This window comes from Alteriqipengyuania halimionae, assembly GCF_009827575.1.
Lineage (GTDB): Bacteria > Pseudomonadota > Alphaproteobacteria > Sphingomonadales > Sphingomonadaceae > Alteriqipengyuania_A > Alteriqipengyuania_A halimionae.
This window is the reverse complement of the sequence record NZ_WTYR01000001.1, coordinates 861,338-881,436: the sequence shown is the minus strand read 5'-3', so window position 1 is coordinate 881,436 and position 20,099 is coordinate 861,338. Positions and strand designations below refer to the sequence as shown.

Below are 20,099 nucleotides of genomic sequence, written 5' to 3'. Positions count from 1 at the left end.
CCCTCGCCCGCGCGGAAAAGCGGGCGTTGCCAGAGAAACCTGCGGACGCGGGCGCGGTTCCGTGCGGTGTAAACTCAGCCGAGTTTATCCGCGAATGCCTTGACCGCCGCCACCTCGTCTCCGCCCCATACGGCATGGCTGACGGCGAGGAAGTCGATCCCCGCCTCGATCAGCGGACCGCAATTGTCGGGCGTGATCCCGCCGATTCCGACACTCGGGATTTCGACCATTTCGGCCCACCATTCGATCATCGACAATTCGGGGCGATGCTCGCTTTGCTTGGTTTCGCTGGGAAAGAACGATCCAAAGGCGACATAATCGGCCCCCGCCTCTCCCGCTTCCAGAGCGAGATGGCGGCTGGCGTGGCAGGTCACCCCAATCTGCACGTCGCGACCAAGCTCATCGCGGGCCTCGCGCACGTCGAGAATGCCTTCGGGGCCGTCCTGCTGGCCCAGATGCACACCATCGGCCCCGAGACGCTTCGCCAGCGCGACGCTGTCATTGACCACGAACGCCACGTCATGCGCGGCGCAGATGGCCTGCAGAGGCTCGGCGAGACGCGCGGCTTCGTGCTGGTCGACATCCTTCACCCGGAACTGGAAGGCCGCGACGGGCCCGCCTTGTCCCGAGGCCTCGAGCGCACGTTCGAGGCGTTGGGGAAACTCGCCCGAAACGTCGAGCGGCGAAATCAGATAGAGCTGGCAATTGGACATGGCGGTGCTGCTAACGTGATGCGCGCCATTCGTCGACATTCATGCGTGCGTCAGGGGCATGGGCGCTAGGCAAGCGTCATGACGAAACTCGCTCTCTTCGCCGCACCGGCGCTCGCTATCGCTCTTTCCGCCTGCGCCACCGTGCCGACTTCGCCCGTGGTCGATTCGGATCGCGACATCCTGTCTCGCGATGCGCTGGTGCCGTTCAACCAACCCGTCTGGGTGTCGAACGCCCTGATCGCCACGCCGACGGGGCTCATCGAAGACAGTCGGTGCCCGGAAAACGCCCGCTGCATCCATGCCGGACGCGCAGTGGTGGAAACCCGGCTCGACGGGATTGGCTGGCGCCAGACCGTGGAGCTGGAGCTAGGCAAGCCCTACACCGTGCGAGGCGAGACCGTCATGCTGGCAACCGTGCAGCCTGAAAACCAGGCGGATCGGCAGACCCCCATGGCGGATTACCGCTTCGCTTACGAATAAGCGCAGCGACGACCTAGCCTCGCAAAAACAAAGCGGTCTACTCTCCGGTGCTGGCGCAGGCGATCTCGTCGATCGCATTGCCGAGCGCCTGGTCGAATTGCTGGTCGTCCATCTTGGCGTTCAGCACTTCGAGCAGCGCACGGCTGAAGCTGGCGATCATGCCGTCGTTCTTCGCCAGTTCGCGGCAGGCATCCTCGCGGCTGTAACCGCCCGACAGCGCAACCACGCGCAGCACCTTGGGGTGATCGATCAGCGGCTTGTAGAGATTGGGCTCCGAGGGAATCGTGAGCTTCCACATCACCTGCTGGCCCTCCGGCACGCGGTTGAGCTGGTCGAGCGCGTTCGACAGCACCAGCGCTTCGGCCTGCGCGCGCGAAGTGCTCTTGAGGCTGACTTCCGGCTCGAGGATCGGGACGAGGCCGTTCGACAGGATCTGAAGACCGAAATCCATCTGCTGCTCGATATTGGCGGCGATGCCTTCTTCATTCGCCTCGTTGATGACCGAGCGCATCTTGGTGCCGAACACGCCAAGTTCCTTGGCGCGGCCGCAATCCTCGTCGAGCGTCGGCATCGGCTTCATCAGCTGCACGCCGTTTTCCTCGTCATGCATGCCCTTGTCGACTTTCAGAAACGGCACGATCCCGCGACGCGAGAGCAGTTCGGGGATCGGCGAACCGTCGCCACTGCAACCGTTCATGGTCTTTTCGAACAGAATGGCGCCGAGGACCTTGCCGTTCGAGAAGCTGGGTGAATCGACGATCCGGCAGCGCATCTTGTGGATCTGGGCGAACATTTCCTCTTCGCCGTCCCACTCCCCGTCTTCGACACCGTAGGAAGCCAGGGCCTTGGGGGTCGAGCCGCCCGACTGGTCCAGCGCGGCAATGAAGCCCTTGCCGGTCGCCATGCGCTGTTTCATCTCGTCGAAATTCATGGGAGCCTCACGTCTTTCTGGAATTCGGAAAACTGTGTCCGGGCGCTTAGCCAGCCAAACCAGTACTCGCAAGGCAGGTGCATTTTATCGCACTCTCCCGCTCGCATTCTTGCTCGCCCAGACGGCGCTGTCTAAGCGCCCGTGATGTTTTTCAGACCTGGAGCATATCTTGCCCTTGCCGGCGCGAGCGTCACCTCCCTGCCCGCCTGTACGACCGCTGCCGATGCGCAGATTGCGCGCCTGACCGTCAGCGAAGAGCAGCGTCCGTTCGTGACCGTGGACGAAGCGAAAATCGCCATCGTCGGCGCAAGCTTGATCGACGGTTCCGGCAGCGCGTCGAGGGACGATCAAACGATTCTGATGGAAAACGGGAAGATCGTGTGGGTCGGCGAAACCGCCGATGCGCCGATCGACGGGCATCGCCGGATCGATGGACGCGGGGCGACGGTCATCCCGGGTATCGTCGGCATGCATGACCATCTGCATCGGCCCGGCACGCCTTTTACCGCCTTTTCTTCCACACGGCTCTGGCTGGCCGGAGGCGTTACCACCGTGCAGACGGCAGGCGCCGCACAGGCGGAACGCGAACTGGGCCTGGCGCGTGCCATCGATGAAGACGGGGCGCTTGGGCCCGAGATCTTCCCCAGCGCGCCCTACGTTACCGGGCCGGGCGGAAATGGCCCTATGAACAAGTCGACGAGCGAGAAAGAAGCCCGTGCCTTCGTTCGCGAATGGGCCGCAAAGGGCGTCAGCTGGTTCAAGCTGTACCGCCATACCGAACCGTCGATCGCGTCCGCCATCATCGACGAAGCGCATCGGCTAGGCCTGCGAACGACCGGACACTTGTGCAGTATCTCTTACGGCGAAGCGGCTGAAATGGGGATCGACCGGGTGGAGCATGGCCTGAACGCCATGGCCGATTTCGTCCAGGGCCGTTCGGAAGGGGAATGCCTTTCGAACCGCGCCGCGATCGACGCGCTGGAGATGGACGATCGGCGCCTGATCGCGCTGGTTGACACGCTGGTCCGCAACGATGTGGTGGTCGGATCGACCCTGCCGATCATCGAAAGCGGCTATCCGGCGCGATTCCATATCGATGCGCGCATCCTCGATGCTTTGAGCCCGGAGCAGCGAGCGCGGGCCGAAGCTGCGCGCGAGGCGGGACGGAGCATTACGGACGAAGAACGCAAGCGAACCGAACGCTACACCAAGATCGTCGCATTCGAACGGCTTTTCGCGCAGCGTGGCGGTACGCTGGTCACCGGGCCGGATCCGGGCCGCCACATCGTGCCCGGGTACGGCAACCAGCGCGCGGCGGAGTTGCTTTACGAAGCAGGTTTCACGATGCCCGAGGTGATCCGCATCATGACCGCGAACGGCGCCGAAACGCTGGGCGCAGGGCACAGGATAGGCCGCATCGCCGTAGGCTACGAAGCGGACATCGTCTTGCTGGAAGGTAATCTCGCGAAGGATGCCAGCGCGATCAATCGCCCGCACATCGTGTTCAGCAACGGGCTCGGATACGATCCAACTGCTCTCGCTCGCGCGGCGAGCGGCCAGGTCGGCATACGGTAGTTTCGCCCAGAGCCTGCGCTCAGCCGCCCCCGCTCAGCCTGCGGATGATGCCGTTAAAACTGAGCACTGGCTTGTCGTCTGCCGTCACCATGCCGGCGACGTAGATGGTCTTGCCCCCTGCGCGCACGACCTTGCCACGCGCTTCGATCAATTGGCCAGGGCTTGCCGGGTCGAGGAAATCGCCCGCCAGATGCATGGTCACGCCATGCGATTCGCCCAGCGCGTCGGTCGCGATCGTAAACAAGGCGCTGTCTGCAAAAGTCATCAGCAAGCCGCCGTGCATGAAGCCCGCCCCGTTCATGTGGCGGTCTTCGGCGCGGAAGGCGGAGACATGATCGCCTTTATCGTCACGGCGCTGGTAGAAGGGTCCGGCTCGCTGTTCGAAGGCGTCGCTTTTCCACGTGCTCCATCCTGCGAATTCACCTTCGGTCACAAGCACCGGACCACCGGGAGCGCCGACGGCTTCGTCTTCGCTCATTCGCTCAGAGCCGCCACGCCGGGCAGCTCCTTACCTTCCATCCATTCGAGGAAAGCGCCGCCAGCGGTTGAAATATACGTGAAATCATCGGCAACGCCCGCATGGGCGAGTGCGGCAACCGTGTCACCGCCACCCGCGACCGACGTCAGCGAACCGTCCTGCGTGAGCGCGGCGGCGGTCTTCGCCAGCGCAACCGTAGCCTCGTCGAAGGGCTCGGTCTCGAACGCGCCGAGCGGGCCATTCCACACCAGCGTGCGGCAGGTCTTGAGCACATCGCCCAGCGCCTCGACCGCCTGCGGTCCGATATCGAGGATCATCTCGTCCGCAGCGACTTCGTGCACGTTGCAGACGCGCTTGCTCGGCGGGTTTGCAGCGAATTCCTTTGCCACCACGACGTCATAGGGCAGGTGCACGGTGCAACCTGCCTGGTCCGCCGCATCCATGATCGCATTGGCGGTATCGGTCAGGTCATGCTCGCACAGCGACTTGCCGACATCGACCCCGCGCGCGGCGAGAAAAGTGTTGGCCATGCCGCCGCCGATGATCAGGTGCTGGACCTTGTGGACGAGGTGTTCGAGCACGGCGAGCTTGGTCGAGACCTTGGCCCCGCCGACCACCGCCGCCACCGGCGCTTCGGGGTTGCCGAGCGCGGCATCGAGCGCTTTCAATTCGGCTTCCATCGCGCGGCCGGCATAGGCCGGAAGCAGATGCGCCACGCCTTCGGTCGAGGCATGCGCACGGTGCGCGGCAGAGAAAGCATCGTTGATGTAGAGATCGGCATGTTCGGCCATGCCGGCGGCAAAGTCGCGATCGTTCGCCTCTTCACCCGGCCAGAAGCGTACATTGTCGAGCAGGCCGATATCGCCATTGCCCAGAATACCGATCGACTGTTCGACCACCGGACCAGAGACTTCGGAGATGAACATTACCTCCTTGCCCAAAACATCCTCGACGTCGTCCTGCACGAAACTGGTCGACATGGTCGAATGCCGCTGTCCCTTGGGGCGACCATAATGCGCCAACAGCAGAACCTTTGCGCCCTTGTCGGCGAGTTCGAGGATGGTCGGCGCGACCGCTTTCACGCGGGTGAGATCGGTCGCCCGGCCATCCTTCATCGGCAGGTTCAAATCGACGCGCACGAGCGCGACCTTGCCGGCGATATCGCCGAGGTCATCGAGGGTTTTGAATTGCGGCATAGATCGCTCCTGCTCCCCTTCCATCCAAGGGAGGGGTTGGGGGTGGGCATGGAGCGGGCCGAGCCCACCCCGCTGCGACTAGGCCCACTGCGTGGCCCAAGTCTCGCTGCCCCTCCCGCGAGCGGGAGGGGAGGAAATCAGATCAGTCCCGCCATCACGCCGGCGGTGTCGATCATGCGGTTCGAGAAACCCCATTCATTGTCGTACCAGCTGACGACGCGGGCGAGCTTGCCTTCGAGAACGGCGGTTTCGAGGCTGTCGACGGTCGAGCTGGCCGGATAGTGGTTGAAGTCCGAGCTCACCAGCGGCTGGTCGGTATAATCGAGCACACCCTTCAGCGCGCCGTCGGCGGCCGCTTTGAGCGCGTCGTTCAGTTCCTCGGCGCTGGTATCGCGGCCGGGGGTGAAGACGAGGTCGATCAGGCTGACATTCGGTGTCGGTACGCGAACCGACGAGCCGTCGAGCTTGCCCGCGAGCTCGGGGAGCACGAGGCCGACCGCGCGCGCCGCGCCGGTGGTGGTCGGGATCATGTTCTGCGCCCCGCCGCGGGCCCGTCGCATATCGCCATGCATCTGGTCGAGCATGCGCTGATCGTTGGTGTAGGAGTGGATCGTGGTCATGAAGCCACGCTCGATGCCAACGGTTTCGTTGAGCACCTTGGCCACCGGAGCCAGGCAATTGGTGGTGCAGCTGGCGTTCGAGACGATCACATCGTCCTTGGTCAGCGTGTCGTGATTCACGCCGTAGACGACGGTGGCCGACACGTTCTTGGCCGGAGCGGAGATCAGCACGCGCTTGGCGCCCGCTTTCAGGTGCGGTTCGGCGGCTTCATGGCTCTGGAAGAAGCCGGTGCATTCGAGGACGATGTCGATGCCCTGTTTGCCATGCGGCAAGTTGCCGGGATCGCGCTCGTTTGTCACCGCGATCGATTTGCCGTTCACGATGATCGCATCATCGCCGACCTCGACCGTGCCGGGGAAGCGGCCGTGGGTGCTGTCATACTGGAACAGCAGGGCGTTCGACTTGGTGTCGGCGAGATCGTTGATCGAGACCAGCTCGAGATCGTGATCGTCACGTTCGAGGATCGCGCGCGCCACCAGGCGACCGATGCGTCCGAAACCGTTGATTGCAACTTTGGTCGCCATGTGAAGAACTCCTGCTTAGTCGTTGAGTTTGTTCATGATCTGCGGGACGATAGCGTCCACGGTGAAACCGAATTTTTCGAACAGGTCCGGTGCCGGTGCGGAAGCGCCGAAACGATCAAGCCCGATCTGCAAGCCATTGGCCATGGTATAGCGTTCCCAGCCCAGCGTGGCGCCCGCCTCGATCGAGACGCGCAGGACCTCGCTCGGGCTCACATCGGGCAGAAGATCAGCCTTGTAAGCGTCATCCTGCGCTTCGAACAGTTCCATCGACGGCATCGACACGACGTCGGCGCCGACGCCCTCCTCCTCGAGCGCCTTGGCGACGTTGATCGCCAGGTGCACTTCGGAGCCGGTCGCGATCAGGATCACCTTGCGCGCCGCCTCGGCGGATTTGAGACGGTAGGCGCCCTTCTCCGACAGCATCTCGCCCTCATGACGAAGCTGCGGCAGGCCCTGGCGCGACAGGCACAGCACCGACGGCGTGTCCTTGTCTTCGAGCGCGAGCTGCCAGCATTCGGCGGTTTCGATAATGTCTGCCGGGCGGAACACGTTGAGATTCGGGATCAGGCGCAGACTCATCACCTGTTCGATCGGCTGGTGGGTCGGCCCGTCTTCGCCCAGACCGATGCTGTCATGCGTCATGACATAGATGACGCGCTGCTGCTGGAGCGCCGAAAGCCGGATCGCATTGCGGCAATAGTCGCTGAAAATCAGGAACGTGCCGCCATAGGGGTTCACCCCGCCATGCAGCGCCATGCCGTTCATCGCCGCGGCCATGCCGAATTCGCGGATCCCCCAATAGAGGTAGCGACCGGCGTAGTCGTCTGCGGTGAACGGGCCGATCTCGCCGGCCTTGGTGTTGTTCGATCCGGTCAAGTCCGCGCTGCCGCCGATCGTTTCGGGCACCACCGGGTTGATGACGGCGAGCGCCATTTCCGAGGCCTTGCGGGTCGCCACCTTCTGGTCGCCCGAGAGCCACTCGGCGAATTCGCTGCGGATCGACGACAGGTCCGGAAGATCGCCCGCCATCCGACGCTGGAACTCGTCGGCCTTGGCATGACCCGAAAGCCGCTCTTTCCATTCGCCGTGGGTTTGCTTCCCGGCTTCTCCGGTGCTGCGCCAATCGTCGAGAACGTCCTGCGGGATCTCGAACGCCGGGTGGTCCCAGCCCAGTTCGGTGCGCGCGGCGGCAATTTCGTCTTCGCCCAGTGGCGCGCCATGGGTGGCGCTGGTGCCCTGCTTGTTGGGCGCACCCTTCCCGATCACCGTCTTGCAGACGACCAGCGAAGGCTTCGAGGTTTCGTCGCGCGCCGCGGCCAGCGCCTGTTCGATCTCGGCGAAATCGTGGCCATCGCATTCGACGACGTGCCAACCGGTGGCGCGATAGCGGGCCGGTATGTCTTCGCTGGTGGAGAGATCGGTCGAGCCGTCGATCGTGATCGCGTTCGAATCCCACAACACGTTGAGGTGGCCGAGCTGGTGGTGCCCGGCGAGACCGATCGCCTCGTGGTTGATGCCTTCCATCAGGCAGCCGTCGCCGGCGATCACCCAGGTGCGGTGATCGACCAGGTCGCTGCCGAACACGGCGTTGAGATGGCGTTCGGCCATCGCCATGCCGACGGCCATCGCAAGGCCCTGACCCAGCGGGCCGGTGGTGCATTCGACACCGTCGAGCAGGAAGTTCTCGGGGTGTCCGGCACACGGGCTACCCAACTGGCGGAAATCCTTGATCTCCTGCAGCGTCGGATGGGCGTAGCCGGAAAGGTGCAGCAGGCTATAGATCAGCATCGAGCCATGGCCGGCCGACAGCACGAAGCGGTCGCGATCGGCCCAATCGGGCGCGCTGGCATCGAATTTCAGGAACTTGGACCACAATACCGTGGCGACGTCTGCCATGCCCATCGGCATGCCGGGGTGCCCCGAATTCGCCGCCTGCACAGCATCCATCGAAAGCGCGCGAATGGCATTGGCCATCGGCGCGAGGCGGGAAGAATCGAGGCTCATATGGGGTCGGCTCCGGACAGGCTGGCGAGTCGGTTTGCGCCGAACCCCCTCGCAACAGCGCTCGGGCGCGTCAAGCTGTCCGAAAGCGCCTTTCTTGGGATAAGCCCTTATCAAACCGTTCCAACCCCTTGCTTTGTCCGCGAAACGGGTTAGCCGGAGATCATGGACAGCTCCACAGATGCGCTTTCCAGGATCGATGCCGCGCTTGCGCGGATCGAACGCGCTTTGCCCAAACGCCTCGCCGAACGCGACCTGGCCGCTACGCGGCACGAGCGGCTGCGCGAGGAAGTCGAAGCCGCGCTAGGCGATCTCGACGCGCTGATCGACGATGCCGCCAGGGAGAACGAGGCGTGAGCAACGTCACGCTCTCGATCGGCGGCCGCGATTTCCGCGTCGGATGCCGCGACGGGCAGGAAGACCAGATCCGCAAGCTCGGTACGCTGATCGACGACGTAGTGCGCGACGCGAATGTCACCGGTCGGGCTCCGGCGGAAATGCTGCTGTTTGCTTCGCTGCTGCTCGCCGACCAGGTCAAGGATGGCAAACAGGCCGCTTCTGCCGGGGCAGACGCAGGTGCATCGCTCGATCAGATCGCCGATCGGCTCGAAAGTCTCGCATCGCAGCTTGAGCAGGCGGACTCGAACACCTAGATAGGTGTCAGGCGGGACTGCCCGGCACGAGCCGTTGAATATCCCTGAGGCTATAAGCAATCCTAGGGAGCTGTCCCTGCCCTGGTCCACCAGTTCGGCTGTGGGGTCGGGGTATACGGCGCCCACCTGACGTTTTGGCGTCAGAGGATTTCCCTGGCAACGACCCATGGTGGTTCCGCCGCTACCATACATTCGAGGGGGCAATCTTGAACAAGAACGCATTGCGCAACCGCTTGCGCCAAATCCGCCGGGCCGAATTCGAAAGCCACGACGAAGGCACGGCGGCGCTGCGCTTCCTACGCCCGCCCGAAGTGTTGGTGAAGAAGTTGCCCGAAGGCGCCGCAATCGGATTTTACCGTTCACGCACCAGCGAGGCGCCGACGATCCGCTATGCCGAGTTCTTCCACGAGCGCGGCCACACCCTCGCCCTGCCCTGGGCTGCGCATGCGCGCGACGGCATCACCTTCCGCGAATGGAAAAACCCGTTCGACGACGAGGAGCTCGAAAAGGATCCCTATGGCGGTGTGCAGCCGACATCCGATGCCAAGGAAATGATCCCCGCGGTCATCTTCGTTCCCGGCCTGGGATTCACCGCCAATGGCGACCGGATCGGGCGCGGCGGCGGACACTACGATCGCTGGCTGGCGGAAAACCGTGACACCATCGCGATCGGCATGGCGTGGGACCCGCAAATCGTCGACAGCCTGCCGCTCGACGAGCATGACCAGCATATGGATTACATCATTACTCCGACCAAGCTCTACGAGCGCAGCTGATGCGCACCAAGCCGACCTGGCGCATCCCGATCGGGATACTCGCGCTGCTGGGCGCGCTGGCGCTCTATGGCATTGCGATCGCCACTTGGATCGCGCCAGCGATCGCAGGCTGGAACGCGCTGTTACAAACCATCGTCTACCTCATCCTCGGGGTGATCTGGTTGCTGCCGCTGCGGCGCTTTCTGATCTGGATGGAAACCGGGCGCTTCTCACCGCCCGACGAGTGATTCTCAGAAACTGAACACGATCGTCTCGCGCCCGTCCTTCTCGGTCGCGCGCTGGAACGAGGGCGTCTTGCGCACCTGTGCGATCCAGCGGCCGATATTGGGCCGGTTGGCATCGATATGGCCGCGATCTTCGGCCGAGAAGATCGAATAGACGAGCGTGATGTCGGCGGCGGTCATGGTATCGCCGGCAAGCCACATGTGACGGCCCAGGTCTTCCTCCATCAGGTCGAAGATGCGTTTGAGCCGCGGACGGACCAATGCATCGCGCACCTTCGATGTGACCGCCTTGATCATCGGGCGCATCAGCGCGGGAGAGCGCGCTTCCATCATGGTGAGAATGCCGTTCATGAACTGCATCGGCATCAGGCTGCCATTTCCCGCATGGAACCAGAACAGATAGTCCGCACGTGACGGATCGCCGGCGCCGGGGCGCAGCGGGCTGTCGGGGTACGAATCGAGGATATAGTCGATCGCGGCGTTGCTCTCGGCAAGGACGAGGCCGGCGTCGTCGGTGACGACCGGCGCGGTGCCCAGCGGCGACAATTGTTTCAGGTCGTCCGGAGCAAGCCGCGACTTCGGGTCGCGGTCGTAGCGCTCGAGCAGGTAGTCGGCGCCCAGCTCCTCGAGCAGCCAGAGGATGCGGAAGCTCTGCGAATATTCGAGGTGGTGAAGGGTCAGCATTGGTGCGCTCCGTAACGGGTAAAGCGGCCTGCTTTGTCGCAGGCCCCCGAGGGGGGAATCAAGCACATTCGATGGTGGAGAAAATTACCCAAGTGGCGCGAGTGACGGGACTTGAACCCGCGACCTTCGGCGTGACAGGCCGACACTCTAACCAACTGAGCTACACCCGCGTAGCCACTTGGGAGCCGCGCAACTACGGGCCGTCCGGCCCCTTGTCAACGCGCGAATTGGACAAAATTCAAACTTTGTCCGCTACCCCTCCTTCAAGCGGCCAAAATGTTGGCCGGAGCCTCGATCAGGCGCTTCAATTGCTGGATGAAGCTGGCCGCATCCCACCCGTCGACGACGCGGTGATCGCAGCTGATCGAGATATTCATGAGCTTGCGCTTTTCGATTCGCTCGGTGCCATCGGGCCCCTTCACGAACATCGGTCGTTCGATGATGCGATTGGGGCCGATAATGGCGACCTCGGGTCGATTGATCACCGGTGTGGTCGCCACACCGCCGAGCGGGCCGAGCGAGGTAACGGTGAGCGTCGAGCCCGACAGTTCTTCGGACTTCGCCTTGCCTTCGCGTGCCGCTTCGGCAAGCCGTAAAATTTCGTTGGCGAGCTGCCACAGGTTCTTCGACTGCGCGTCCCTGATGACAGGGACCATCAGTCCCGCATCGGTCTGCGTCGCCATGCCCAAATGGATCGAACCGTGGCGCGTTACCACGCCGGCCTCGTCGTCATAACGCGCGTTGATCATCGGGAAGTCGGGGATCGTCTGGCAGATCGCGCTGATCAGCAGCGGGAGCATGGTCAGCTTGGGCTTGTCGCCCTTGTTGGCGTTGAGCTGCGCGCGCAGCTCTTCCATCGCGGTGACGTCGACTTCCTCGACATAGGTGAAGTGCGGAATATTGCGCTTCGAGGCGGACATGTTTTCGGCGATGCGGCGGCGCATCCCGATGACCTTCTTTTCCTCGTCGGCGCGCGCCTTACCGGCGGAATATCCGCCATTGTACGACAGGAACGCGTCGAGATCGCCATGGCGGATGCGGCCGTCCTCGGCAGGCTTCACCTGGCCCAGATCCACGCCGAGATCCTTTGCGCGGGCGCGCACGGCGGGGGAGGCGAGCACCTTGGCCGGTTCGGCAGGCTCGGGTGCGGGCGTGGGTTCGGGCCTGGGAGCCGGATCGGGATCGGCGGCGATCGCATCGTCGGCGTCGGACGCGTCCGAGGTTTCGACCTCGATCCGCTCCTCGACTTCCTCTGCCTTGGGCGCGGGTGCCGGGGCGACTTCCTCTTGCTCGACTTCCACGTCGCCTTCGGTCTCGATTACGACCAGCATCGATCCGATCGCGATCGTGTCGCCGGCCTCGCCCGCGACTTCGACGATCTTGCCCGCGACCGGACTTTCCATTTCGACCGTGGCCTTGTCGGTCATCATGTCGGCCAGGCGATCGTCCTCGTCGACCGTATCGCCGACTTTCACGTGCCAATCGACGATCTCGGCCTCGGCAATGCCTTCGCCGATATCGGGGAGGTTGAAGGTGTACTTACCCATCGTGGTGATCCTTCATCGGTTCGCCGGTGCGGGGGCCGGGCCACCCGCCTGCGCGAACATCAAACGTTCAAATATCCGCCATCAGGCGGTCGAGGGCCTGTCCGATGCGGACGGGGCCGGGAAAATACGCCCATTCGAGGCTGTGCGGATAGGGCGTGTCGAAGCCCGTCACGCGCTCGATCGGCGCTTCGAGGTGGTAGAAGCAGCGCTCCTGCACCAGCGCGGAAAGCTCTGCGCCGAAGCCGGACGTGCGGCTCGCCTCGTGGACGATCAGACAGCGCCCGGTCTTCTCGACCGAAGCTTCGATCGTCTCGATATCCACCGGCACGAGCGTGCGCAGGTCGATCACTTCGGCATCGACGCCCTTCTCTTCGCACACCTTTTTCGCGACGTGGACCATGGTTCCGTAGGCCAGCACGGTCAGCGCCTGCCCTTCACGCACCACGTTCGCCTTGCCCAGTTCGATCCGGTAATAGCCTTCGGGCGTGATCGAAGCGTCATGCGAGCGCCATGCGGCCGCGGGCTTGTCGTAATAGCCTTCAAACGGGCCGTTATAGATGCGCTTGGGCTCGAAAAATACGACCGGGTCGTTGTCCTCGATCGCCGCGATCAGCAGGCCCTTGGCATCGTAGGGCGTCGACGGAACGACGGTCTTCATGCCCGAGATGTGGGTGAACAGCGCCTCGGGGCTCTGGCTGTGGGTCTGCCCACCGAAAATCCCGCCGCCATAGGGCGAACGGATCGTCATCGGCGCGATGAACTCACCGGCAGAGCGATAGCGCAGCCGCGCCGCTTCTGACACGATCTGGTCGTAACCGGGATAGATATAGTCGGCGAACTGGATTTCGGGGACCGGACGCAGGCCATAGGCCCCCATCCCCACAGCGACCGCCATGATCCCGCATTCGCTGATCGGCGCATCGAACACCCGGCTCGTGCCGTATTTCTCCTGCAGGCCCGCAGTGCAGCGGAACACACCGCCGAAATAGCCGGCATCCTCGCCGAAGATCACGACATCGTCATCACGCCCGAGCATGGTGTCGAGCGCGTCGTTGATTGCCTCGATCATGTTGAGGCGGCGTTCGCCATCCTCGCCGGGCTTGGCTTTCTTCTGTTTCGCTTCGGGAGCGCTTGTATCGGTGGTCATTGCGCCTCTCCCGGGTCTTTCTTGCCGAACTTGATTTCCTTCTCGCGCAGCGATTGCTCGCGCTGTTCGGCCAGGTGCCAGGGCACGTCCTCATAGACGTCTTCGAACATGGTTTCGAATGGCTGGTGCATGCCATGGCCCAGCGTGCCGAGCTTCTGCGCTTCGGTGTTCGCCGCCTTGACCTGTTCGGCCGCTTCGAGGTCCATCTTGGCCTGCCCGTCCTCGTCCCACTCGCCGAGCGCGATGAGGTGGTTCTTCAGTCGCATGACGGGATCGCCGAGCGGCCATTCCTCGCGTTCCTGCGCGCTGCGATAGCCGCTGGGATCGTCTGAGGTCGAATGCCCTTCCGCGCGATAGGAGAAGAACTCGATCAGCGTCGGCCCCGCATTGGAGCGGGCGCGATTGGCAGCCCAGCGCTCGGCCGCATAGCAGGCCAGCGGATCGTTGCCGTCGACGCGCAGGCCGGCAATGCCGTACCCTATCGCGCGCGCGGCGAAGGTCGCGTTCTCGGCACCGGCAAAGCCGGAGAAGCTCGAAATCGCCCACTGGTTGTTGACCACGTTGATTACGACCGGCGCCCGATAGACGCTGGCGAACGTGCAGGCGGCGTGAAAATCGCCCTCGGCCGTCGAACCGTCTCCGACCCAGGTCGCGGCGATCTTGGTGTCGCCCTTGATCGCCGAAGCCATGCCGAAGCCGACGGCCTGCGGCACCTGCGTCGCGAGGTTGCCGCTGATCGTGTAGAACGAATAATCGCGCGCCGAATACATGATCGGCAGCTGGCGGCCCTTGAGCTTGTCGCCCTCGTTCGAATAGATCTGGTTGATCATCTCGATCAGCGGATAGCCGCGCGAAATCAGCGCGCCCTGCTGGCGATAGGACGGGAAGATCATGTCGTCGTCCGCCAGCGCCATCGCGGTGGAGATGCTGGTCGCCTCTTCACCGGTGCACTTCATGTAAAAGCTGGTCTTGCCCTGGCGCTGCCCGCGGAACATGCGCTCATCGAAGGCACGGGTGAGCGCCATCGTCTGCAGCATGCGGCGCAGCGTCTCGGGATCGAGCTTGGGATCCCAGGGGCCGTGCGCCTTGTTGTCGTCACCCAGGACGCGAATCAGGTCGTTGCACAGCGGATGGGTCTCCCCCGCTTCGCAATTCTCGTCGGGGCGCGGCTGCGCTCCGGGTTCGGTCACTCCGATATGCGAGAAATCGACCTCGTCGCCGGGTCTGAATTTCGGTTCGGGCACATGGAGCGACAGCGGGGGCAGATTGCCGCGCGTATCGGTATCGCCGTTTCCGGCCATGGAACTCTCCTCCTTCCGCGCCAACGCATGGGCGCGGATTTTGGGCGCGTGTTATTTTATTGCGCCCGCTTTGTGAAGGGAAGTTTATGCAGTTTGTTCAGGAGGTCAGACCGCGACGGGCGCCTTGATCGGCGGATGCGGATCGTAGCCGGTAACGCTGAAATCGTCGATCGTGTAATCGAAGATCGAATCGGCCTGCCGCAACTCGAGCCGGGGCGTGCCCGCCGGCTGACGCGACAACTGTTCCTCGATCAGATGCGCATGGTTCAGATAAAGGTGGGTATCGCCCCCCATCCACACCAGCTCGCCCGGTTCGTGCCCGGTCTGCTGCGCCATCATCCGCAGCATGATTGCGGCACCCCAGAGATTGAACGGGAGGCCAAGTGCGACATCGCAGGAGCGCTGGTATAGCGCCAGGTTGAGCCGCTCGCCCGCGACATGGAATTGGTAGGTCTTGTGGCATGGCGGAAGCGCCATCGAATCGAGCTGGGCGACGTTCCACCCTTCGATGATATGGCGGCGGCTGCCGGGGTTGTCCCTCAGCGAGCGGACCACTTCGGCCACCTGGTTGATGCCTTCGCCCTTGCGAAAAAGTGCGCCCTGCTCGTCTTCCCCGGCCTGTTCGTAGGTCGGCCAATCGACCCATTGCTTACCATAGACCGGGCCCAGATCCCCCCATTGTGCGGCAAAGGCATCGTCCTCGATGATTCGCGCGACGAAATCGTCGAGCGACATCCGGTCGCCGGTTTCCAGCAGGTAGCGCGCATGCGGCCATTCGTTCCAGATCTTCACGCCTTGCAGCACGAGCGGGCGGATATTCGTGCTGCCGGTCAGGAACCACAGCATCTCGCGCGTCGCCGTCTTCCAGTAGACGCGCTTGGTGGTGATCAGCGGCATCGCGCCATCGGCCAGGTCGAATCGCAGGATGGCGCCCATGATCGAACGCGTGCCCACGCCGGTGCGATCCTGTCGTTCGCTGCCCTCCTCCCAGATGCGCCGCATCAGATCGAGATACTGGTATTCCCAGTGGTTTGGATCGGGGCGGGAATCGTCACGGAGAAAGGTGCTGGCCATGGCGGGGCAATAAAGCGGAAAATGCGCGCTTGCCACCCCGCCAAGTGCCTCCTATAGGGCGCGCCTGCCTCGACGCACCGCTCCGGCGGCGCGCTCGGTCGGGGAGTAGCTCAGCCTGGTAGAGCACTGTCTTCGGGAGGCAGGGGCCGGAGGTTCGAATCCTCTCTCCCCGACCAACTTTCGTCGTTTTCGACAACACGCCGCAGAATTCCGCCGATATCCTTCGACCAAGGAGATCGGTCAGGAATCCTGCGCGCCGATGCGCCTGGGCATCGCCCGCCGCGCCAACGCAGTGCCGACGACTCAGTCCGCGGCGAAAGAGGATGGCGGCCATTCTTTGCGCAGGATAGCGTATTGCACTGTGTTCTCGTAGATCGGCTCTCCATCCGGGTCGTTCTTGAACGACACAAACTCCATGAAGAGCCCTTCGCGACGCATTCCCAACCGCTCGCACAGAGCCGTCGCGAACCGACATTGTGGTCCTCGACATAGGCGTAGAGGCGCCGCGCGTTCCTGACCGTGAACAGGTCGTCGAACAGTGCCTGTGCCGCCTCGTAAGCATAGCCCTGCCCGCCGATATCGGTGTTGAAATTCCACCCGACCGAAACCGTATCCTTTTCGGGAATGGCGAACTGGTCGCCAATCACGCGGCCCGTCTTTTTCAGACAGACGGCCGGGTACTCATCGCTCTCAGCTCGCTTTTCGGCCTCGGCTTGCGCCGCTGCGAAATTCGCGAGCTTCAAAGATAGGAAGCAACTCGCCACCGGATCCTTGAGGTAGGCGAAGAGATCGGCGGCGTCTGCCTTGCGAAACCTTCTGAGGACGAGCCGGTTCGTTTCGATCGTGTTGGCCATTGCGGTTGCGATGCTTCCCATTTCTCAATGTCATCTAATTCGTTGGATCCGTGAGTGGATTTCATGGTCGCATTGCGTCGCCAAGTCCGCCCGATCATTCTCGGGTTCGTCTAGCCCGGCATAGCCGAGAGGGAACAAGCGGGTGCTGCTACAGCGAAATCCCGATTTTTGTCGACTGGAATGCCAGTAGGACGAACGGTGCCGGGGGGCGAATTTATATCGCCGTCTTTCAGGCCCTTCTGCGTGCATTTACCTTATTCCATTCAAGAATGTGGTTGCACTTGAAACAATCGAAAAGCGCGAATCAGAATTTGCGTAACATTTTAGGTTGCACTGCAACACTCGGCCTGTATGAACGCGGTGATCGAATTACGGATCAGCCGGAGAAACCCGCCCAGTGACCCAGTCCAACGCCTTTGCCATCGACACGTTCGATCGCGCTTTTGGCGTGCGCGTCCTCCTGCCCGTATTTCTTGTACGTCTTATTAGCGGGGAAAGGTGCCCATAGGCTGACAACGCCAACAGGACCCCTTTCAACCCCGCTTCCGACCACGAAGCGGGGTTTTTTGTTGGGGTTCGCAGGGACGAGCGAATGATGACCGATATCAAGCCCAAGATTTCAGACGCGATCACCAAGGGACCGGCCAAGGCCCCCGCCCGCGCGATGCTGCGCGCGGCCGGTTACGACGACGAGGCGATGGCGCGGCCGATGGTGGCCGTGGTCAATACCTGGTCGACGGTGACGCCGTGCAACATGCATCTCGCCGACCTGGCCGAGCCGGTCCGCGAAGGGCTGCGCGAAGGCGGTGCGACGCCGGTCGATTTCAACACCATCGTCGTGTCCGACGGAATCACCATGGGCGGCGAAGGCATGCGCGCCTCGCTGATCAGCCGCGAGGTGATTGCCGACTCCATCGAACTCGCCGTGCGCGGCCATTCGCTGGACGCGGCCATCATCATGGTCGGTTGCGACAAGACCATTCCTGCCGCCGCCATGGCCCTCGCCCGGCTCGACATCCCGGGGCTCGTTTTCTACGGCGGGACGATCCTGCCCGGCTGCCTCAACGGCAAGGACCTGTCCATCCAGGATGTGTTCGAAGCGGTCGGCGCCCATGCCAAGGGCGATATCGACGATGCCGAGCTCGACGCGGTCGAGCGGCACGCCTGCCCCGGCGCGGGCGCGTGCGGCGGCCAGTTCACCGCGAACACCATGGCCATGGCGCTGACCATGATGGGCATTGCGCCGATGGGCGCCGCCGATCCGCCCGCCGTCGACGATCACAAGCCCGATGAGGCACGCCGCTGCGGTCGCCTCGCCGCGAAGCTCGCGCAGGAAGGGATCTCGGCGCGAAGCTTCGTGACCAGGGAATCGCTGCGCAATGCCGCGACCGCGGTCGTTGCCAGCGGCGGATCGACCAATGCGGTGCTTCACCTGCCCGCCATCGCGGCCGAGGCCGGCATCGCCTTCCCGATCGAAACCTTCGATGAATTGTCGCGCGAGGTTCCGGTGATCACCGATCTGAAGCCTGGTGGGCGTTTCCTCGCCCGCGACCTGTTTGCCGCCGGCGGCATCCGCCTGTTCGGCCAGCGCCTGGCCGAGGCGGGGATGATCGCCGATATCCCCACCTGCACCATGCGTTCGCTCCATGAAGAGCTGGGCGATGCGCAGGAGTCGGCGGGTCAGGAAGTCGTCAAATCGCCTGCCGATCCGGTCAAACGTACCGGCGGCCTATCGATCCTCTATGGCGATCTGGCGCCCGAAGGCGGGGTGCTCAAGACCGCCGGCTACGGCACCAAGAGCTTCACCGGCCCGGCCCGCGTGTTCGAAGGCGAGGAAGCGTGTTTCGCCGCCGTCTCCGCGCGGGAGATCAAGGCCGGCGATGTCGTCATCATCCGCAATGAGGGGCCCAAGGGCGGCCCCGGCATGCGCGAAATGCTGGCGGTGACCGCAGCGATCGCGGGCCAGGGCCTGGCCGGCCAGGTCGCGCTGATCACCGATGGGCGTTTCTCGGGCGCGAGCCATGGCTTCGTGATCGGCCACGTCTCGCCCGAAGCGGCGGTCGGCGGACCAATCGCGCTGGTCGAGAACGGCGACGAGGTGACGATCGACACCACCACCCGCCGCATCGACGTCGCGATCGACTGGGACGCGCGGCGCGAAAACTTCTCCCCACCTCCCCGCAAATCGATGGGCGGTGCCTTCGACAAATACGCCCGCCTCGTTTCCTCCGCCGCTTACGGCGCCACCACCATCCCACCCGTCCGGCACGACCAAGAACAAGGAAATTGATCCCATGCAGGTTTTCACTGACAACGACGCCAAGCCCGCCTCCGTTCGCGACCACAAGGTCGCGATCATCGGCTACGGCAGCCAGGGCCGCGCCCACGCGCTCAACCTCAAGGATTCGGGTTGCGATGTGATCATCGGCCTGCGCGAGGGATCGTCGACCACGGCCAAAGCACAGGCCGCAGGCTTCACCGTGATGTCGGTGGCCGAGGCGAGCAAGGCGGCAAAGCTCGTCGCGATCCTGACGCCCGACATGAGCCACGAAGCGATCTTCGATAGCGAGATCGCACCCAATCTCGAAGCGGGCGACGCACTCCTGTTCGCGCATGGCTTCACCGTGCTTTACGAACGCGTCAAACCCGCAGACGACATCGACGTCATCATGGTTGCGCCCAAGGGGCCGGGCGATCTGGTCCGCCGCGAATACGAACGCGGCGCTGGCGTGCCTTGCCTGTTTGCCGTGCACCAAGATGCCAGCGGCGAGGCGCGCGACAAGGCGCTCGGCTATGCCGCATTGATCGGCGGCACGGTTGCCGGGGCGATCCAGACGACCTTCCGCGAGGAAACCGAAACCGATCTGTTCGGCGAACAGGCGGTGCTGTGCGGCGGCGCGACCGAACTGGTCGTGGCCGGGTACGAAACGCTGACCGAAGCTGGGTACGCGCCCGAAATCGCCTATTACGAATGCCTTCACGAGCTGAAGCTGATCGTCGACCTGCTCTACGAAGGCGGCCTCACCAAGATGCACGAGTTCATCTCAGAGACCGCGATCTACGGCGACCTCGTTTCCGGCCCGCGCGTCATCAACGACGAGACCCGCGCGCGGATGAAGGACGTGCTGACCGACATCCAGAACGGCACTTTCGCGCGCAACTGGGTGGCCGAGAACGAAGCGGGCAAGCCGAAATACAACGCCATGCTCGAAGCCGACATGAACCAGCCCATCGAAGAGACCGGCAAGCGCCTGCGCGCGATGATGCCGTGGCTCCAGCAGAAGCGAAAGAACGCCGCCTGAACGCGGCGCGAGGACCAG

The 20,099-nt window shown here is 63.5% G+C and carries 19 protein-coding genes, 2 tRNA genes, 1 other RNA gene and 1 pseudogene; 10 read left to right on the top strand and 13 right to left on the bottom strand.

What is annotated here, in order from left to right; genetic code table 11:
* Window positions 1-74: 74 nt before the first annotated feature.
* Window positions 75-752, bottom strand: coding sequence for a thiamine phosphate synthase (thiE, locus tag GRI68_RS04270; protein WP_234028709.1), 678 nt, complete (start codon window positions 750-752; stop codon window positions 75-77).
* 39 nt (window positions 753-791) lie between these two features.
* Between thiE and GRI68_RS04265 the strand changes: the two genes are divergently transcribed.
* Window positions 792-1,193 carry a hypothetical protein gene (locus GRI68_RS04265; protein ID WP_160616088.1) on the top strand — a complete coding sequence of 134 codons (402 nt, stop codon included), beginning with the start codon at window positions 792-794 and terminating at the stop codon, window positions 1,191-1,193.
* Between the two features lie 37 nt (window positions 1,194-1,230).
* Here GRI68_RS04265 and GRI68_RS04260 read toward each other — a convergent pair whose 3' ends face one another.
* Window positions 1,231-2,124 (bottom strand): fructose bisphosphate aldolase, encoded by an 894-nt coding sequence (locus tag GRI68_RS04260; protein ID WP_160616087.1) that lies wholly within the window; start codon window positions 2,122-2,124, stop codon window positions 1,231-1,233.
* Between the two features lie 144 nt (window positions 2,125-2,268).
* On the opposite strand from GRI68_RS04260, the gene GRI68_RS04255 reads away from it, so the two are divergent.
* Complete coding sequence (locus GRI68_RS04255) at window positions 2,269-3,699, top strand: amidohydrolase family protein (RefSeq protein ID WP_160616086.1); 1,431 nt, start codon at window positions 2,269-2,271, stop codon at window positions 3,697-3,699.
* Between the two features lie 19 nt (window positions 3,700-3,718).
* Here GRI68_RS04255 and GRI68_RS04250 read toward each other — a convergent pair whose 3' ends face one another.
* From GRI68_RS04250 to tkt, 4 genes are all read right to left on the bottom strand, one after another.
* The gene (locus GRI68_RS04250) at window positions 3,719-4,177 is read right to left on the bottom strand and encodes a PaaI family thioesterase (protein WP_160616085.1); all 459 of its coding nucleotides are present in this window, start codon (window positions 4,175-4,177) and stop codon (window positions 3,719-3,721) included.
* Entirely contained in the window at window positions 4,174-5,373 is a 1,200-nt protein-coding gene (locus GRI68_RS04245; RefSeq protein ID WP_160616084.1) for a phosphoglycerate kinase, read from the bottom strand. The genes GRI68_RS04250 and GRI68_RS04245 overlap by 4 nt, the downstream gene beginning before the upstream one ends.
* A 137-nt stretch (window positions 5,374-5,510) precedes the next feature.
* Window positions 5,511-6,518 (bottom strand): type I glyceraldehyde-3-phosphate dehydrogenase, encoded by a 1,008-nt coding sequence (gap, locus tag GRI68_RS04240; RefSeq protein WP_160616083.1) that lies wholly within the window; start codon window positions 6,516-6,518, stop codon window positions 5,511-5,513.
* A gap of 15 nt (window positions 6,519-6,533) precedes the next feature.
* Complete coding sequence (tkt, locus tag GRI68_RS04235) at window positions 6,534-8,522, bottom strand: transketolase (RefSeq protein WP_160616082.1); 1,989 nt, start codon at window positions 8,520-8,522, stop codon at window positions 6,534-6,536.
* A 162-nt stretch (window positions 8,523-8,684) separates the two neighbouring features.
* Here tkt and GRI68_RS04230 point away from each other — a divergent pair, with 162 nt between their 5' ends.
* From GRI68_RS04230 to GRI68_RS04215, 5 genes are all read left to right on the top strand, one after another.
* Window positions 8,685-8,876, top strand: coding sequence for a hypothetical protein (locus tag GRI68_RS04230; RefSeq protein WP_160616081.1), 192 nt, complete (start codon window positions 8,685-8,687; stop codon window positions 8,874-8,876).
* Window positions 8,873-9,172 carry a cell division protein ZapA gene (locus GRI68_RS04225; RefSeq protein ID WP_160616080.1) on the top strand — a complete coding sequence of 100 codons (300 nt, stop codon included), beginning with the start codon at window positions 8,873-8,875 and terminating at the stop codon, window positions 9,170-9,172. The genes GRI68_RS04230 and GRI68_RS04225 overlap by 4 nt, the downstream gene beginning before the upstream one ends.
* Window positions 9,173-9,183: 11 nt before the next feature.
* A non-coding RNA gene (gene ssrS, locus GRI68_RS14055) (6S RNA) lies at window positions 9,184-9,352 on the top strand.
* Window positions 9,353-9,378: 26 nt separating this feature from the next.
* Complete coding sequence (locus GRI68_RS04220) at window positions 9,379-9,948, top strand: 5-formyltetrahydrofolate cyclo-ligase (protein ID WP_160616079.1); 570 nt, start codon at window positions 9,379-9,381, stop codon at window positions 9,946-9,948.
* Window positions 9,948-10,175 (top strand): DUF2842 domain-containing protein, encoded by a 228-nt coding sequence (locus GRI68_RS04215; RefSeq protein WP_160616078.1) that lies wholly within the window; start codon window positions 9,948-9,950, stop codon window positions 10,173-10,175. The genes GRI68_RS04220 and GRI68_RS04215 overlap by 1 nt, the downstream gene beginning before the upstream one ends.
* A 3-nt stretch (window positions 10,176-10,178) precedes the next feature.
* On the opposite strand, the gene GRI68_RS04210 is transcribed toward GRI68_RS04215, so the two are convergent.
* The 6 genes from GRI68_RS04210 to thyA all read right to left on the bottom strand — a co-directional run bounded on the left by GRI68_RS04210 (window position 10,179) and on the right by thyA (window position 15,925).
* Window positions 10,179-10,856, bottom strand: coding sequence for a glutathione S-transferase family protein (locus GRI68_RS04210; protein WP_160616077.1), 678 nt, complete (start codon window positions 10,854-10,856; stop codon window positions 10,179-10,181).
* Window positions 10,857-10,949: 93 nt separating this feature from the next.
* Window positions 10,950-11,026 (bottom strand) — tRNA-Asp (locus tag GRI68_RS04205).
* Between the two features lie 93 nt (window positions 11,027-11,119).
* Window positions 11,120-12,403, bottom strand: a complete 1,284-nt coding sequence (locus GRI68_RS04200; protein WP_160616076.1) for a dihydrolipoamide acetyltransferase family protein — start codon at window positions 12,401-12,403, stop codon at window positions 11,120-11,122.
* 67 nt (window positions 12,404-12,470) lie between these two features.
* Window positions 12,471-13,472, bottom strand: a complete 1,002-nt coding sequence (locus GRI68_RS04195) for an alpha-ketoacid dehydrogenase subunit beta (protein ID WP_234028850.1) — start codon at window positions 13,470-13,472, stop codon at window positions 12,471-12,473.
* Between the two features lie 74 nt (window positions 13,473-13,546).
* Entirely contained in the window at window positions 13,547-14,851 is a 1,305-nt protein-coding gene (locus GRI68_RS04190; protein ID WP_160616074.1) for a 3-methyl-2-oxobutanoate dehydrogenase (2-methylpropanoyl-transferring) subunit alpha, read from the bottom strand.
* Between the two features lie 105 nt (window positions 14,852-14,956).
* A complete protein-coding gene (thyA, locus tag GRI68_RS04185) occupies window positions 14,957-15,925 on the bottom strand; it encodes a thymidylate synthase (RefSeq protein WP_160616073.1) in 969 nt (322 codons plus the stop codon).
* Between the two features lie 99 nt (window positions 15,926-16,024).
* On the opposite strand from thyA, the gene GRI68_RS04180 reads away from it, so the two are divergent.
* Window positions 16,025-16,101, top strand: a tRNA-Pro gene (locus GRI68_RS04180).
* Window positions 16,102-16,389: 288 nt separating this feature from the next.
* Here GRI68_RS04180 and GRI68_RS14000 read toward each other — a convergent pair.
* A pseudogene (locus GRI68_RS14000) lies at window positions 16,390-16,779 on the bottom strand (GNAT family N-acetyltransferase); the annotation flags it as partial.
* A 592-nt stretch (window positions 16,780-17,371) separates the two neighbouring features.
* Between GRI68_RS14000 and ilvD the strand changes: the two are divergent.
* Together ilvD and ilvC are read left to right on the top strand one after the other, a co-directional pair.
* Window positions 17,372-19,069: a dihydroxy-acid dehydratase gene (gene ilvD, locus GRI68_RS04170; protein ID WP_234028708.1), complete on the top strand. Its 1,698-nt coding sequence runs from the start codon at window positions 17,372-17,374 to the stop codon at window positions 19,067-19,069.
* Between the two features lie 4 nt (window positions 19,070-19,073).
* The gene (ilvC, locus tag GRI68_RS04165; protein ID WP_160616072.1) at window positions 19,074-20,081 is read left to right on the top strand and encodes a ketol-acid reductoisomerase; all 1,008 of its coding nucleotides are present in this window, start codon (window positions 19,074-19,076) and stop codon (window positions 20,079-20,081) included.
* The last annotated feature ends 18 nt before the right edge of the window (window positions 20,082-20,099 follow it).

What these genes read in the sequence shown, in the direction of transcription:
- GRI68_RS04230 (WP_160616081.1), top strand. Translation starts at nt 8,685, where the DNA reads ATGGACAGCTCCACAGATGCGCTTTCCAGGATCGATGCCGCGCTTGCG.
- GRI68_RS04215 (WP_160616078.1), top strand. Translation starts at nt 9,948, where the DNA reads ATGCGCACCAAGCCGACCTGGCGCATCCCGATCGGGATACTCGCGCTG.
- tkt (WP_160616082.1), bottom strand. Translation starts at nt 8,522, where the DNA reads ATGAGCCTCGATTCTTCCCGCCTCGCGCCGATGGCCAATGCCATTCGC.
- GRI68_RS04260 (WP_160616087.1), bottom strand. Translation starts at nt 2,124, where the DNA reads ATGAATTTCGACGAGATGAAACAGCGCATGGCGACCGGCAAGGGCTTC.
- thiE (WP_234028709.1), bottom strand. Translation starts at nt 752, where the DNA reads ATGTCGACGAATGGCGCGCATCACGTTAGCAGCACCGCCATGTCCAAT.
- GRI68_RS04200 (WP_160616076.1), bottom strand. Translation starts at nt 12,403, where the DNA reads ATGGGTAAGTACACCTTCAACCTCCCCGATATCGGCGAAGGCATTGCC.
- GRI68_RS04265 (WP_160616088.1), top strand. Translation starts at nt 792, where the DNA reads ATGACGAAACTCGCTCTCTTCGCCGCACCGGCGCTCGCTATCGCTCTT.
- GRI68_RS04195 (WP_234028850.1), bottom strand. Translation starts at nt 13,472, where the DNA reads ATGATCGAGGCAATCAACGACGCGCTCGACACCATGCTCGGGCGTGAT.
- GRI68_RS04255 (WP_160616086.1), top strand. Translation starts at nt 2,269, where the DNA reads ATGTTTTTCAGACCTGGAGCATATCTTGCCCTTGCCGGCGCGAGCGTC.
- GRI68_RS04190 (WP_160616074.1), bottom strand. Translation starts at nt 14,851, where the DNA reads ATGGCCGGAAACGGCGATACCGATACGCGCGGCAATCTGCCCCCGCTG.
- thyA (WP_160616073.1), bottom strand. Translation starts at nt 15,925, where the DNA reads ATGGCCAGCACCTTTCTCCGTGACGATTCCCGCCCCGATCCAAACCAC.
- ilvC (WP_160616072.1), top strand. Translation starts at nt 19,074, where the DNA reads ATGCAGGTTTTCACTGACAACGACGCCAAGCCCGCCTCCGTTCGCGAC.
- GRI68_RS04245 (WP_160616084.1), bottom strand. Translation starts at nt 5,373, where the DNA reads ATGCCGCAATTCAAAACCCTCGATGACCTCGGCGATATCGCCGGCAAG.
- gap (WP_160616083.1), bottom strand. Translation starts at nt 6,518, where the DNA reads ATGGCGACCAAAGTTGCAATCAACGGTTTCGGACGCATCGGTCGCCTG.
- GRI68_RS04250 (WP_160616085.1), bottom strand. Translation starts at nt 4,177, where the DNA reads ATGAGCGAAGACGAAGCCGTCGGCGCTCCCGGTGGTCCGGTGCTTGTG.
- ilvD (WP_234028708.1), top strand. Translation starts at nt 17,372, where the DNA reads ATGATGACCGATATCAAGCCCAAGATTTCAGACGCGATCACCAAGGGA.
- GRI68_RS04210 (WP_160616077.1), bottom strand. Translation starts at nt 10,856, where the DNA reads ATGCTGACCCTTCACCACCTCGAATATTCGCAGAGCTTCCGCATCCTC.